General features: G+C 35.4%; 12 protein-coding genes. All 12 read left to right on the top strand.

The window, feature by feature from the left end; genetic code table 11:
• Positions 1-25: 25 nt before the first annotated feature.
• The 12 genes from PSA_RS18490 (at position 26) to PSA_RS18440 (ending at position 14258) form a co-directional block, all read left to right on the top strand.
• Positions 26-1759, top strand: coding sequence for a GspE/PulE family protein (locus PSA_RS18490; protein ID WP_269432838.1), 1734 nt, complete (start codon positions 26-28; stop codon positions 1757-1759).
• Positions 1760-2983: a type II secretion system F family protein gene (locus tag PSA_RS18485; protein WP_042152199.1), complete on the top strand. Its 1224-nt coding sequence runs from the start codon at positions 1760-1762 to the stop codon at positions 2981-2983.
• Positions 2984-4054: 1071 nt separating this feature from the next.
• A complete protein-coding gene (locus PSA_RS18480) occupies positions 4055-4357 on the top strand; it encodes a hypothetical protein (protein WP_042146887.1) in 303 nt (100 codons plus the stop codon).
• A 72-nt stretch (positions 4358-4429) separates the two neighbouring features.
• Entirely contained in the window at positions 4430-4582 is a 153-nt protein-coding gene (locus tag PSA_RS25415; protein WP_157575793.1) for a hypothetical protein, read from the top strand.
• A 104-nt stretch (positions 4583-4686) separates the two neighbouring features.
• Positions 4687-5271 (top strand): prepilin-type N-terminal cleavage/methylation domain-containing protein, encoded by a 585-nt coding sequence (locus PSA_RS18475; RefSeq protein ID WP_042146889.1) that lies wholly within the window; start codon positions 4687-4689, stop codon positions 5269-5271.
• 412 nt (positions 5272-5683) lie between these two features.
• A complete protein-coding gene (locus PSA_RS26915; protein ID WP_052380052.1) occupies positions 5684-6202 on the top strand; it encodes a prepilin-type N-terminal cleavage/methylation domain-containing protein in 519 nt (172 codons plus the stop codon).
• Positions 6203-6210: 8 nt separating this feature from the next.
• Positions 6211-6735 carry a prepilin-type N-terminal cleavage/methylation domain-containing protein gene (locus tag PSA_RS26910; RefSeq protein ID WP_042146891.1) on the top strand — a complete coding sequence of 175 codons (525 nt, stop codon included), beginning with the start codon at positions 6211-6213 and terminating at the stop codon, positions 6733-6735.
• Positions 6736-6754: 19 nt separating this feature from the next.
• Positions 6755-7297, top strand: a complete 543-nt coding sequence (locus tag PSA_RS26905) for a prepilin-type N-terminal cleavage/methylation domain-containing protein (RefSeq protein WP_042146893.1) — start codon at positions 6755-6757, stop codon at positions 7295-7297.
• Positions 7287-7976: a prepilin-type N-terminal cleavage/methylation domain-containing protein gene (locus PSA_RS18455; protein WP_082305776.1), complete on the top strand. Its 690-nt coding sequence runs from the start codon at positions 7287-7289 to the stop codon at positions 7974-7976. Before PSA_RS26905 ends, PSA_RS18455 begins: the two co-directional genes overlap by 11 nt.
• Positions 7976-8956: a prepilin-type N-terminal cleavage/methylation domain-containing protein gene (locus tag PSA_RS18450; protein ID WP_127924148.1), complete on the top strand. Its 981-nt coding sequence runs from the start codon at positions 7976-7978 to the stop codon at positions 8954-8956. The genes PSA_RS18455 and PSA_RS18450 overlap by 1 nt, the downstream gene beginning before the upstream one ends.
• Positions 8957-9332: 376 nt before the next feature.
• A complete protein-coding gene (locus tag PSA_RS18445) occupies positions 9333-9839 on the top strand; it encodes a hypothetical protein (RefSeq protein WP_042146895.1) in 507 nt (168 codons plus the stop codon).
• Between the two features lie 321 nt (positions 9840-10160).
• Positions 10161-14258 carry a DUF6701 domain-containing protein gene (locus PSA_RS18440; RefSeq protein ID WP_042146897.1) on the top strand — a complete coding sequence of 1366 codons (4098 nt, stop codon included), beginning with the start codon at positions 10161-10163 and terminating at the stop codon, positions 14256-14258.
• Positions 14259-14315 lie beyond the last annotated feature (57 nt).

Raw genomic sequence — 14315 nt, 5'->3', positions numbered from 1 at the left:
TTAACAAATAAGAGCTATTAAGATGATCAGACCTAAACTAAAAATGCGACTTGGTGATCTATTAGTTCATGAAGGGATCATTGAAGAACAAGATTTATTAAGCGCATTAAAAGAGCAAAAAGCTTCAGGCCGTAAATTGGGTGCCACCTTAATTGATCAAGGTGTCATTAGTGAGCCGCAGCTATTACGCTTTTTAGCACAACAACTTAATGTGCCATTTTTAGATATATCTCAAAGACAAATACCTTCAAAAATTGCTAATTTATTACCTGAAGTATTTGCACGTCGTTTTAAAGCATTAGTCATAGAAGACCAAGGTGACAGTGTATTACTTGGTATGAGTGATCCAGCAGATTTGAGTAGTTTAGATCAGCTAGCGCCTATGTTGGCACCTAAAGAAATTGCATTAGCGGTTGTTCAAGAAAGCCAAATGATGGCGGCTTTTGATAATTTATATCGTAGAACACAAGATATAGAAAATTTTGCAAGTCAACTTCAAGAAGAAAATAAAGACGAAGAAGAGTTTGATTTAAATGCACTTGATGATGATACCTCAGACGCAACCGTAGTTAAGTTATTGCAATCTATTTTTGAAGATGGAGCACAAATGCGTGCATCAGATATACATATTGAACCTGATGATGGGTTATTGCGTATTCGCCAACGTATAGATGGCATATTGCATGAGAGTGTTTTAAATCAGGTTGCGATTGCTTCTGCATTAGTTTTAAGATTAAAACTAATGGCAGGATTAGATATCTCTGAAAAACGATTACCGCAAGATGGTCGTTTTAATATAAAAGTTAAAAAGCATAGCTTAGATATTCGTGTTTCAACTATGCCAGTGCAGCATGGTGAGTCGGTTGTAATGCGTTTATTGGACCAATCAGCGGGTTTATTAACGTTAGACCAAACGGGTATGCCTGATCGTATGCTAAAGCGTGTACGCGAAACATTAAAACGCCCGCACGGTATGATATTAGTTACTGGGCCAACAGGTTCTGGTAAAACAACAACTTTATATGGCGCATTAAGTGAATTAAATCAGCCTAATAATAAAATTATTACGGTTGAAGACCCAGTTGAATATCGTATTGGTCGAATTAACCAAGTACAAGTGAATAGCAAAATAGGGCTCGATTTTGCGCGTGTTTTACGAACCACATTAAGACAAGATCCCGACATCATCATGGTGGGGGAAATGCGTGACCAAGAAACAGTTGAAATTGGTTTACGTGGTGCATTAACAGGTCACTTAGTATTATCTACACTGCATACCAATGATGCTATCACCAGTGCAATGCGTTTAATTGATATGGGCGCACCTTCATACTTAGTGGCCAGCTCACTTCGAGCGATTTTAGCGCAGCGATTAGTACGCCGTTTATGTGATAACTGTAAAGTAGACTACCAACCAGATGCGCAAGAGCAGTCTTGGATCCAATATTTAAGCAAAGGCAAAGAGCAAAACCATCATTACCATACAGGTAGTGGGTGTACTAACTGTAATCATACAGGGTTTAAAGGTCGAATCGGTGTATTTGAGCTATTAGAAATGAATGAAGCCATGATGGATGCACTTAGATTGTCGGATACTCAAGCTTTTGCCAAAGCCGCCAGAGATAACCCCGATTTTGAACCGCTTTCTATGATGGCGCTAGCTTATGCCACACAAGGTATTACTAGCCTAGATGAAGTATTTAGAGTGGCTGAAAATATGCCTGAAATTGAAGTGAAAACTATGGAAGCCACACTCTAGATGGCATTTTTCACTTATCAGGCTAAGGATAGCCAAGGTAAATTAATTAAGGGCACACTAGAGGCAACAAACCAAGCAGCAGCAGCTGATAGTTTATTAAAAAAGCAATGCATACCAATGCGCATTGTTGAAACAAAAAAATCATCCGATTCTGCTAGTTTTGATATTAATGATTTATTTGAAAAACCAGTTGGGTTAGAAGATTTAATAATTTTTTCTCGTCAAATGTACTCGTTAATGAAAGCGGGTATTCCGATTATTAGAGCAATAATCGGATTAGCCGAAACCACAACCCATAAACGCTTTAGCGAAACCCTCAAAGATTTAGTTGTGCAGTTAGAGCAAGGTCGAAATTTATCTACTGCTATGGCATCTCATAAAAAGGTATTTAACCGACTTATGGTGTCTATTGTGATGGTAGGTGAGAGTACCGGTAAGCTAGAAGATGCCTTTGAGCAATTAGCGACTTATTTTGAACGAGAGCAAGAAACCCGAAAGCAAATAAAATCTGCGATGCGTTATCCTATCTTTGTAATTTTTGCTTTAATCGCAGCGATGTTTATTTTAAACATTTTTGTAATTCCCACCTTTGCGGATATGTTTAAAAAATTCAATGCAGAATTGCCTCTGATGACGCGTATTCTAATTTCTACTTCAGATTTTATGGTGAATTATTGGGGCGCGGTATTAGGTAGCATGGCAGCAACGGGTGTGATTGCACGTAACTACATCGCCTCTGAAGTCGGGCGATTAAAATGGGATCGTATTAAATTAAAAATTCCCTTAGTAGGTAGTATTATTGAACGTTCGTTATTATCTCGTTATAGCCGAAGTTTTGCCATGATATTACGCTCAGGTGTACCTATGACAACAGGGCTTACTTTAGTATCAGAAGCCGTTGATAATGCGCATATGGCTCATAAAGTCATTGATATGCGTCGTGGCATAGAAAAAGGCGAAAGCTTGTTGAGGGTATCTCGTAACAGTGGTTTGTTTTCTCAGCTTGTATTGCAAATGGTTGCGGTAGGTGAGGAAACAGGTCAAGTTGATGAGCTACTACAGGAATCAGCAGAGTTTTATGAACGTGAAGTCGATTTTGATTTAAAAAGCCTAACAGCAAAAATAGAACCCATATTAATTTCTATTGTAGCAGGCATGGTACTTGTATTAGCTCTAGGTATATTTACACCTATGTGGGACATGATGTCAGCAATAAAAGGTTAGTATTCATAAAGGTTAAGTTGCAGAGAGAGTTAGGTAAATTCACCTCTCAATACGGGACATGATGTCAGCAATAAAAGGTTAGTATTCATAAAGGTTAAGTTGCAGAGAGAGTTAGGTAAATTCACCTCTCAATACGGGATATAATGTCAGCAATAAAAGGTTAGTATTCATAAAGGTTAAGTTGCAGAGAGAGTTAGGTAAATTCACCTCTCAATACGGGACATGATGTCAGCAATAAAAGGTTAGTATTCATAAAGGTTAAGTTGCAGAGAGAGTTAGGTAAATTCACCTCTCAATACGGGATATAATGTCAGCAATAAAAGGTTAGTATTCATAAAGGTTAAGTTGCAGAGAGAGTTAGGTAAATTCACCTCTCAATACGGGACATGATGTCAGCAATAAAAGGTTAGTATTCATAAAGGTTAAGTTGCAGAGAGAGTTAGGTAAATTCACCTCTCAATACGGGATATAATGTCAGCAATAAAAGGTTAGTATTCATAAAGGTTAAGTTGCAGAGAGAGTTAGGTAAATTCACCTCTCAATACGGGACATGATGTCAGCAATAAAAGGTTAGTATTCATAAAGGTTAAGTTGCAGAGAGAGTTAGGTAAATTCACCTCTCAATACGGGATATAATGTCAGCAATAAAAGGTTAGTATTCATAAAGGTTAAGTTGCAGAGAGAGTTAGGTAAATTCACCTCTCAATACGGGACATGATGTCAGCAATAAAAGGTTAGTATTCATAAAGGTTAAGTTGCAGAGAGAGTTAGGTAAATTCACCTCTCAATACGGGATATAATGTCAGCAATAAAAGGTTAGTATTCATAAAGGTTAAGTTGCAGAGAGAGTTAGATAAATTCACCTCTCAATACGGGACATGATGTCAGCAATAAAAGGTTAGTATTCATAAAGGTTAAGTTGCAGAGAGAGTTAGGTAAATTCACCTCTCAATACGGGACATGATGTCAGCAATAAAAGGTTAGTATTCATAAAGGTTAAGTTGCAGAGAGAGTTAGGTAAATTCACCTATCAATACGGGATATAATGTCAGCAATAAAAGGTTAATTCATATGGCTAAATATAAAACTAACTTTGATCACAAGCCGCATAAATGGAAATTATTTTATGTTAGTGTGTTTTTTATATTAGTTATTGTATTTTTTGGTCATTTTAGTCGATATATTATTGGTTTTTTAGATTCTGTCGATAAAGTAACAGATAATCAATCTGTTGCTGAGTTTTCTCAAAGTATCAGTGAAATTCATGGTAAATGGTTAGAAAGTAAAAACGCTATAATTACATTACAACTGATCGATTCTTTAGATTTGAAGAGTAAAGGTGAGTTGAGCTTTATCATAAATGAAGTCGGTTGACCTATAAATTTAAGCCAAAATGGTAAAACCCAAGCTACAAAACAAGTAGATTGTAAAGCCCTATTGCTCAACATGCAGTCACAGCAAGTGTTAAAAGCATTGCGTATAGATGCTATGTTTGATACAAAGAAGAATGTAACAGGGTGTATGTATTTTAGAGGTCAAAATAAGCTTTTTGATTATAACTTATTCAACGGTAAGGTTGTAAATGCAATCATCCCTTAAATATTTGAGTCATTTTTATAGTTAATTGTCTAACTTAAATTTTTATTAAATTTTTGAAAAGTAATGTTTTAAAAAATCATAAACGAAGGGTAAACAAAATTAATATGATGAAAAAACAAAGTGGTTTTACATTAATTGAATTAATAATTGTAGTGATTATTTTAGGTTTGTTAGCTGCAACTGCTTTACCGCGTTTTTTAGATGTAACAGATCAAGCTGAAGAGGCCTCAATTGAAGGCGTTGCTGGTGGCTTTGCTGCAGCTGTAGGGCTTGTTAGAGCACAATGGGAGCTTGAAGGGCGACCAAATGGCGAGTCACGTGCGGCAAATAAAACATTAGTAACATACGATACCTTGCAAATCGGTGTTGATGGCACTATTGGCTACCCAACAGCACGAAGTACCGAAGGCGACACTCGCGCAACTCAAATGACTAAGGACAAATGTCAGCAAGTATTTAATGATATATTGCAAAGTGCGCCTAATAACACAATAGGTTCATTAGAAGCGGATATACAAGAAAATAGATATTTAGTGAGATTAGATGAAAATTCAGGTAATGATCAATGTATTTATTACTTAACTAACTCTTTAGATATAAATGATATACCGGTTGATGGTACAATAAAAACAAATACCCAAGGCTTTACCTATTTACCACAAACGGGTCAAGTTTTAGTCTTTAACTAAAATATTTGCTGCGCAGATTTTTTAAAAGCTACTTCGTAGCAAAAGATAAAAATAAAGCAAAAAGTGCAATAACTAATAAAGAATAATAAACATCGTCATTCCCGAAGTGTTGTATCGGGAATATAAGTGTTAAAGGCTTTATCTGTAAAATAGAATTGTCATTGCTTGTATCTTAGCTGTTAAGTGTAATATATGAGCAGAAAAATATGATTGAATTCAAGTAATAATATAAATAGATAAATTCAAAACAAATTCAAAACAAATTCAAAATGGATCTTTGTTTAGTAAGATAAGCATTTAGCTTATGCAGTATTAAGTAGTTAAACATTTACCATTTGGTAATCAATTTTAAGTATTTCTTATGGGTTTTTATTAACTTTCATAAGAGTTAAATTAGTAAAAGAGGAACTTTATGAAGTTGATGAATAAAAAACAAACAGGTTTTACATTAATTGAATTAATTATTGTTATTGTTATTTTAGGAATTTTGGCAGTAACGGCCGCACCTAAGTTTTTAAATTTGCAAGGAGATGCAAACGCATCAACAATTAAAGGTGTTGATGGAGCTATAAATAGTGCAATGTCAATAGTTTATGGTAAAGCGATAATAGCAGATAAGCAATCATCAACAGGTGAAAGCTTAACAATTAATGGCGATACAATTAATATAGAATATGGTTATCCCGAAGCTTCAGATGATGGCGTAGCTGAAATGTTAGATATCGATATAGTTAATGATTTTTCTACCTCTACGGTAGCGACAACTTTAGAATATGTAATTCGTGCTAAAGGGAGTACAGCACCAACAGTTGTAGCAGCAAGCGATGGCGATTCAGCTGATACTACATCTGATGGATGTTATGTTTCGTATAAAGAAGCAGCAGATGCTGATACACCACCAGTAGTAATTGTTAATACAGATAAATGTTAGGAGTTAAAATGAATAAAAATAAAGGCTTTACTTTAATCGAATTAATAATAGTGATTGTTATTTTAGGTATTTTAGCTGTAACAGCTGCTCCTAAGTTTTTAGATTTACAAGGCGATGCAAACTCTTCAACAATTCAAGGTGTTGATGGGGCAATAAATAGTGCTATGAATGTTGTATATGGTAAGGCTGTTATTGCAGGTGTAGCTTCAATTACTGCAAATACCGGTGTAGGTATTGATATGAATGGGAATGGGAACGCAACAGATACCGGAGTTGATATTTTGACATCATTTGGTTACCCAACAGCGAATGCTAATGGTTTATTAGTTGCATTAGATTTAGATACCACAACAGATTTTGATGGGGCTGAAGTATCCCCTTATTACGTAATTTCAGCAAAAGGAAGTACAGCTCCTAGCGCTGCAGATGTTGTTGCTACAAATGGTGATGAAGATGGATGTTATGTCGCTTATCAACCTGCTACAGGTACTACAGTTCCAGCAAAAACAATTGTAAATGTGGATGCTTGTTAATTTTTGATGAAGGTATGATTTGAAAAGTAATCTAGGTTTTACCTTAGTCGAGCTGATCATAACATTAATTATTTTGGGGATCCTGTCGGTGACAGTGATCCCCAAATTTTTTGGCCCAGCATTATTTGATTCTTATACTGCACGCGATCAAGCGATGTCGGCTTTAAGAACTATGCAGTTACGTGCCATGCAAATGACTGATGATAATAAGTGTCATAAATTTATTATTTCAACTGATTTAATCGCACCACCTTCTCCTATTACAGATACCAATACCTGTTCAAATACTGCCAATGCAGCAGATAACCCAGATTATTTATCTGTGACTTTAGATAGCAGCCGTACTGATGTCACTTTTGATGCTGATAATGCAGCCGGTTCTACTTTCAGCCAAATTGCATTTGATGATTTAGGCAAACCATGCTTAGGTAACCCTGTCACTTTCACTAATGGCCACTGTACCAGTACTAATGAAGGCAATTGCGATACGAACGGATGTAAAATAACAGTTGGCGAAGTGGCTATTTGCATATCTGGTGAGGGGGCCATTTATGGCTGTTAATAATGATATAAAAAGAACACCCGTAGGCGGGGATTTATCCGCGCAAGTCATAGAAGAAATTTTACCTTTTAATGCAAATTTTAAACACGCGACTAAAGTCCCGCCTACAAAAGAAAAAGGCTTCACTTTAATAGAACTCATATTAGGCATGGTGGTATTGGCAATTGTAATGACCATTATGACTGGTTTATTAGCACCACAAGCGAGGCAAAGTGCAGATCCCGTTGTGCAGATCAGAGCAACAGAATTAGGCCAAGCTTTAATGAATGAAATACTTGGTAAATCGTTTGATGAAAATTCAGATCGTAGCCCGCCTTGGACTCGCTGTGGTGAAAATGGAGTGACTTGTACAGAAACTGATGATTTTGGTGCGGATTGTTTAGATAATGCGATAACAGCACCAAATTGCACAGGCTCTAGCTTACAGACTCGAGTCAATTATAATGATGTAGATGATTATCATGATTTAACCTTGAATGACTCTGATTTTAAAAATAGTTTAGAAGAAGATGTATCTGATTATTATAAGGATTTTACAGCTGAAATTACGGTTGTATATGATGATGATTTTGATGGTACAAATTCAGATACGAATAAAATAGCGAAATTAATCACAGTTAAAATCACAGCAAGCAATAATGAAGTTTATGGGTTCTCTGCTTACAAGGGGAATTATTAATGCCCTCTAATATTAAATGTAAACCCGTAGGCTCGGATTTATCCGCGCAAAGTAGCGCTCCGATTTCAGCTTTTAATGCAGAGTTCATAAACACGACTTATCGGCAATCGCTCCTGCATTGCTCTAGTACTGACATCCATGTCAGCAAAGTCCCGTCTAAGATTTTAAATACAAGTCGCTCGGGTGGTTTCACTTTAGTTGAATTAATTTTAGTGATTATTATTTTAGGCATTGTAAGCATAGGAACAGTGCAATATCTCTCACTAGGTGCACAAATTTATGCAGAAGCAACAGAACGAGATGAAGCGGTAGCCCAGTCTCGTTTCATGTTGGCGAGGTTAACAAGAGAGCTACGTCATGCTGCACCTAATTCTGTCCGTTTAAGTTGCTCAGTTGATAATCTTGCTTGTAGTGTCAATCAATGCTTAGAGTTTGTACCATTTAAGGCGAGTACTATTTATACTGGTAATATCACAGATAACCCTATTATAATTGTAGATCCACAAAATACTGCAGCCCCCAACGATTGGTTAAATGTTTACGCTTTAAATGCCAATGATGTATACGATACGAGCAATAATAAAAGAGTTCAACTAAGAACGATATCTGATGGTACCCCAGCAAGTTTAGATAACTGGACTATTAATCCTTCTTTAGCTATAGAGTCACCTACTAAAAGGGTTTATGTATTAGAACAGCCCGTTAGTTTTTGCATTGTTTCATCGCAATTATTTAGATACGAAGGATATGCTTTTAGCACTAATCAAAATACACCTAATGCAAGTAATGAAATAGGTGGGATAAAAGGTGTATTATTAGGAGGGTTGATTCAAAATTCAATCTCTAAGACTGCTTTTTTTAGTTATAATACTGCAAGTCTTACACGTAACTCTGTTGTGAATATTCGTAGTGAAATGGGGTTTAATGATTCTGAAACCGTGTCCTTTAACCATGAAATTCATTTACCTAACGTACCATGATTATTAGCGTATTTTTAAATTATTAAAATTCATTTTAGTACAATTTTGATCATAATTTAATTAAGAATAAGCGTATTATCTATATTTTATAAATGATTTTACTTTTATTTAAATTAAGATAAACAAGGCTTAAATGTAAGTAATAGATCTCCGATAAAAACACTTCGGAGATGACTAAGGTATTTAAACACGATATATATATATGAAATTTATAAGTTTATTTCTAGCTGTATATTTATTTTGTAGGTTGGGCTTTAGCCTAACTAATAACAAATCATATTTTAATTAAAATGTTTTATTTGAAAAACAAATGTTCGAAATTGGCTTAGTTACTGGTAGTCATCAATTTTATTAAAGCAACTAAAATAGGAGCGTAATGCAAAGTCTTAAAAAACAAGCGGGCAGTATGCTTATGAGTGCACTATTTATTGCAATATTGATGTTAGCACTCGGTTTGGCTTTAGTTAATATTTTATCTAGCTCTGCTCATAATAATACGGTTGAATATTATGGTGCGCGTGCGTTTTTAGCAGGTCAAAGTGGCGTGGACTGGGCTTTAGTTGAAATATTTGAGTTAAATCCTAACTCAGATCCTGCCGTTGCTAATCAAAACTCAGTTGACGCATGTAATACCTTTAATGATTTAACACCAAAAACATTAAGTTATTCTGATCCTTATTTATTAAACTGTAATGCTAAAATCACTTGTGATGTAATTGAGGATGTACCGGATTCTTCCGTTTCAACTAGTTTTGTAAACGTATTTAGAATAAGTAGCGAAGCCACTTGTTCAATAAGCAATTGTGCAGAGGGCGATGCTTGCCGTAAAGATTTTTGGCAAACTCAAAGGAGTATAAGTGTTGAAGCTAAAACACTTAATTAATTTTTACATTGGTATATTTTTTGTATCATCGGCTTTGACAGATACTATGAAAATATAGGAATTCAGTCCTATTAATGCTCACTGAGTCATAGAAAGTTTGTATTTCATATAAGTAGACTCTAGTAAAACATTGATTAAGCAATGAAAGGTAATTATTTTAGCATTTCCTAATCAGAAGTTTGGTAAAATAACAATAAACTTAATCCGAACTATAGTGGGCAGTTATAGTGCATTAACTATGTATGATAGTGCCATATTTAATAGATTAATGTACTATTTCTTTACTTTAACTATCTTTACGAATTTTTTAGTGAGTTTTTGATGTATAAAAAACAAATAGTTAAGTTATTCATTTCATATATTTGCTTACTGTTTATTTCTTTTACAGCAGTGGCACTGCCTAAGTGTGTAGAGGTATTTCCTGGTGGAGTAGCCACTTTTGATAATAGTGACGTTATTTTAAGAAATAAAGTTAAAATAAATGATAACAATAATGGTCAGATAATAACTCAAAACCTGACGATTTCCGCCGGAAATGGCAATGGAAACCAGCCCAAATGTGATTCCGTTACATGTTACAAATCTAACTCAGATGCTATCTCTAGTGATGATAGTTTATCTATCCCCAGTATTATCAACGATGGCTCAACGACTACTTTGCCAACAAATTTGAATGGTGATTATTTTATTCAATCTCAGCAAGTGAATATGCTGACAAACTATACAGTTTCAGGCCCAACAAGAATCTTTATTGAGTCAGGAATTGTAGGCCTAGATGCAAATTTAACAATTACAGGTAGAGTTAACAACAATGGTTCACCGAGTGATTTACTCATTTATATCAAGGGTAATTTATCAACGGCATCAAATGCAAAGGTTTTTGGTTATGTGTATTTATCAAACTATGCAGTACTGGGTAGTAAAACTAAAATAACCGGTGCGCTAACTACGGGTGGAGGAGCAGATTTAGGAAATCAATCGGTTGTTAATTATATCACGCCACCTGATTTATTATCTGGTGTGTGCGGTAATACATTTACTGAATATAGATTTGATGAAACTAATTTTTCTGGTGTTGATGCAATTTTAGATAGCTCTGGTAATAACTTGCACGCGACAGCAACCAATGTTCAGCCAGTTGATGGTTTGTTATGTAATGCTGCGGACTTTAGTGCAAACTCAATAAATGACTATATAACACTTAATCCATCGGCAATGAATGGCTTGAGTGACTTTAGCGTTGTTATTTGGGGTAAAAGCAACTCAAGTCAAGATAGTAGTATTTTATCTGGAGCCCGAGATTCCAGCGCTCAAGGTACTAATGAAGCCGTATTCTATTTTGATAATAATAATGAATTTTGGCCATCTATAACAACATCATTTTTTGATACGGGTACACAGCTAGGTTCGACTGTTAATATGAATAATGGAGATTGGCATCAATTAGTATGGACGAGAAAGGCAAATACTGCGCAAAGTTGTTTTTATTTTGATGGCGTGAACCAGGGGTGTGTGACACATTCTGATGGTGACGATAATGATGCTTTGCAAATAGCCAGCCTTATACTAGGTCAAGAGCAGGATGACTTTGAAGGGGGCTTTGATTTAAATCAAGATTGGGAAGGTTTATTAGATGAATTAATTATTTTTGATTCAGTACTCACAACAACACAAATAAACGATATTAAAACGAATATTGAAGCAGGCAATAATTGGAATGGCTCGACACGCTCTTGTGGCTCATTACCAGTTGCAGAATATAGATTTGATGAATTAGATTGGAATGGTTCTGCTGGCGATGTTAAAGACTCCTCTGGAAATGACTTACATTTAACATCTTATAATGCCAGTACTGAAAATACTTCACCTGTTATATCTGGCACGCCTGGTTTTTGTCGTTATGGTGAATTTAATGGCATTAATAGTTATTTACAAATTACGACTCCAAGTAGTTTAGTGGGCTTTGCTGATGAATTTTCTGTCACAACATGGATTAATATTGATGCGATTCCTAGCTCTGGTTTAAAGTCGATTCTTTCAAAAGATTCTAACTATGAATTTCATGTAAATTCAAGCGGAGAAATTTTTTGGTGGTGGGGCGGCGGTTCTCGTTCTTTAACAACATCGGGCGCAAATATTACACCAGGGCAATGGCATCATCTTGCGATTGTGTATAAAAATGGTGAACAACATATATATGTTGATGGTGTTTCAAAAGCGACCAGAAATACCACTGGCACTTTAACTTTGGATAATGATCCATTGCAAATAGGACAAGACCAAGGTTTTCCTGGCCGATACTTTAATGGTTCAATTGATGAAATACGAATTTTTGATAAATACTTAACCCAAGCCGATGTTGCAGCTATTATGGCTGATACGCGTGATTGTGGTTCAGTGATTGATCATTATCGCATAGAGCATGATGGCGCAGGTTTAACATGTGAAGCTGAAACAATTACAATTAAAGCGTGTGAAGATTCAAGCTGTACTAATCTTTATGGTTCTAGTACTACATTAGATTTTAAAGCTGATGGTGTTACACAATCTACCCCTACTTTTTCAGGTTCAACTACAGTTAGTTTAAGTCAAACAACCATAGATACTTTAACTTTGTCTGTTGCTAATGAAACCGTCGCAGCGAGTAACCCACTTGTTTGCATCAATTCAGGAAGTGGTGCAGATTGTGATATTGCGTTTGCTGATGCTGGGTTTAAGTTTTTATATGGTGCTGCAAATACATCAACTATCCCAACACAAATAGCAGGTATTGATTTTAATACCCCTACAGACAAACTAAAGTTGCAAGCAGTAAAAGATGATAATGGTGTTTGCACTGGGCTATTTACTGGAAATGTTAATATTGATTTAGCACAGCAAAGCATTTTACCTGGAAATGCATCAACTTTAGAGTTTAAAGTTAATGATATTAATATAGGGAAAAATGATTCATCTTTAGTAAGTAATTATACAAATATTCAGCTTAATTTTGGAACTGATAGTATTGCTACTATTCCAACGCCTTTATATAAAGATGCAGGCCAAATAAAACTGCATGCAAAATATAATGTTGGTGGAGTATCATTGGTTGGAAGTACTGACAATGATTTTTGGGTGAGACCTGACAAGCTAATTGTAACCGCGAAAAATGAGATACCTCAAGAGTTAAATGGTAGTAGCGCATTGTCTAATATAGTACATACGGCAGGTGAAGATTTTACTTTAAATGTTTCTGCTGTTAACTCTGATGGTGATGCCACTCCAAATTACTCTCCTGGGCAAATAGAGTTTAAGTTAACGCGCACTGGGCCTACCTTAGGAATTGTAGAGGGAAGCCTTACATATGCTACGTCTAGTACTATTAATACTAAACTAGCAGCAAGTGCTCAATATCAAAATGTTAGTTTGACTAGTTTTTCTTTTGGTACGTCAACCTTTTCGGAAGCTAAATATAATGAAGTAGGTTTATTAAATTTAGATATTAGAGATAGTAATTATGGAGATGACTCGATATTAGTAGATGGAGATGCAATAAATATAGGTCGATTTATTCCTGATCATTTCACACGATTGACTTCTAAAACTAAGGTGAAATGTAGTAGCTTTAATTATATGGAACAGCCTTTCAAAGTAAATTACGATATTGCTGCAAGAAGTTTAAATGGGACTAATATTACACAAAACTATATAGGTGATTTTGCTAAAGGTGTTGTTTCGCTCCATATAGAAAATGAAGGAGCAAATTATAAAAATGCAGAATACTTTGGCAGCAGGTTATCAGTACAAGCACCTTCACCTACATGGGCGCTCGGGCATACTATTTTGACCGGAGATGATACTGCAACTTTAGCGAAAGCAGCCACACCTGATGGGCATTTTAATATGGCTGATATTATTATGACAATTATTGATAGTGATGGTGTGGAGTTTATAGCAGATGATTTAGACCAAAATCCGACTTTGCCTAATCCTAGTGTTTATACTGGTACGAAATTAGGCTCAACTATAGATTTGCGATATGGTCGTTTAATTTTAGAAAATAGTTATGGATCTGAGCTTGAGGATATTTTAGTCCCTCTGAAAGCTGAATACTGGGATTATATAACCAATGAATTTAAATATAATACATTGGATGGCTGTACTGGTTATTTGCAAGCGAACCTTAACCCTTTAGCTCCTAATGGTTCACATGTTGTTTTAGGAGTTGATGGCACTTTAACATCTGGAGGTTACCCTACTGGTTTTGGGCTTTCTTTAGAGAAGTCGAACGTAGTAAAAAGTGTAGAAGTTGAGTATAGTGTCCCGGCTTATTTACAATTTGATTGGAAAGGAGATAGCTCTCAGCTAAATCCTAGAGCTACTATTCAATTTGGTCGTTACAGAGGCAACGACCGCGTTATTTATTGGCGAGAACAGTAGTTGAAAAGATACTGAAAAGCCAACTATGAGAAGTTGGCTTTGTGTAATTTTACAATT

Origin of the sequence: Pseudoalteromonas sp. '520P1 No. 423' (assembly GCF_001269985.1) — a bacterium.
Lineage (GTDB): Bacteria > Pseudomonadota > Gammaproteobacteria > Enterobacterales > Alteromonadaceae > Pseudoalteromonas.
Note: the sequence above shows the minus strand (reverse complement) of the source record. Positions and strands in the feature narration are given on the sequence as shown.

Bases quoted from the DNA above. Each gene is read 5' to 3' on its own strand.
- PSA_RS26910 (WP_042146891.1), top strand. From the start codon at position 6,211: ATGAATAAAAATAAAGGCTTTACTTTAATCGAATTAATAATAGTGATT.
- PSA_RS18445 (WP_042146895.1), top strand. From the start codon at position 9,333: ATGCAAAGTCTTAAAAAACAAGCGGGCAGTATGCTTATGAGTGCACTA.
- PSA_RS18455 (WP_082305776.1), top strand. From the start codon at position 7,287: ATGGCTGTTAATAATGATATAAAAAGAACACCCGTAGGCGGGGATTTA.
- PSA_RS18485 (WP_042152199.1), top strand. From the start codon at position 1,760: ATGGCATTTTTCACTTATCAGGCTAAGGATAGCCAAGGTAAATTAATT.
- PSA_RS25415 (WP_157575793.1), top strand. From the start codon at position 4,430: ATGCAGTCACAGCAAGTGTTAAAAGCATTGCGTATAGATGCTATGTTT.
- PSA_RS18475 (WP_042146889.1), top strand. From the start codon at position 4,687: ATGATGAAAAAACAAAGTGGTTTTACATTAATTGAATTAATAATTGTA.
- PSA_RS26915 (WP_052380052.1), top strand. From the start codon at position 5,684: ATGAAGTTGATGAATAAAAAACAAACAGGTTTTACATTAATTGAATTA.
- PSA_RS18450 (WP_127924148.1), top strand. From the start codon at position 7,976: ATGCCCTCTAATATTAAATGTAAACCCGTAGGCTCGGATTTATCCGCG.
- PSA_RS18480 (WP_042146887.1), top strand. From the start codon at position 4,055: ATGGCTAAATATAAAACTAACTTTGATCACAAGCCGCATAAATGGAAA.
- PSA_RS18440 (WP_042146897.1), top strand. From the start codon at position 10,161: ATGTATAAAAAACAAATAGTTAAGTTATTCATTTCATATATTTGCTTA.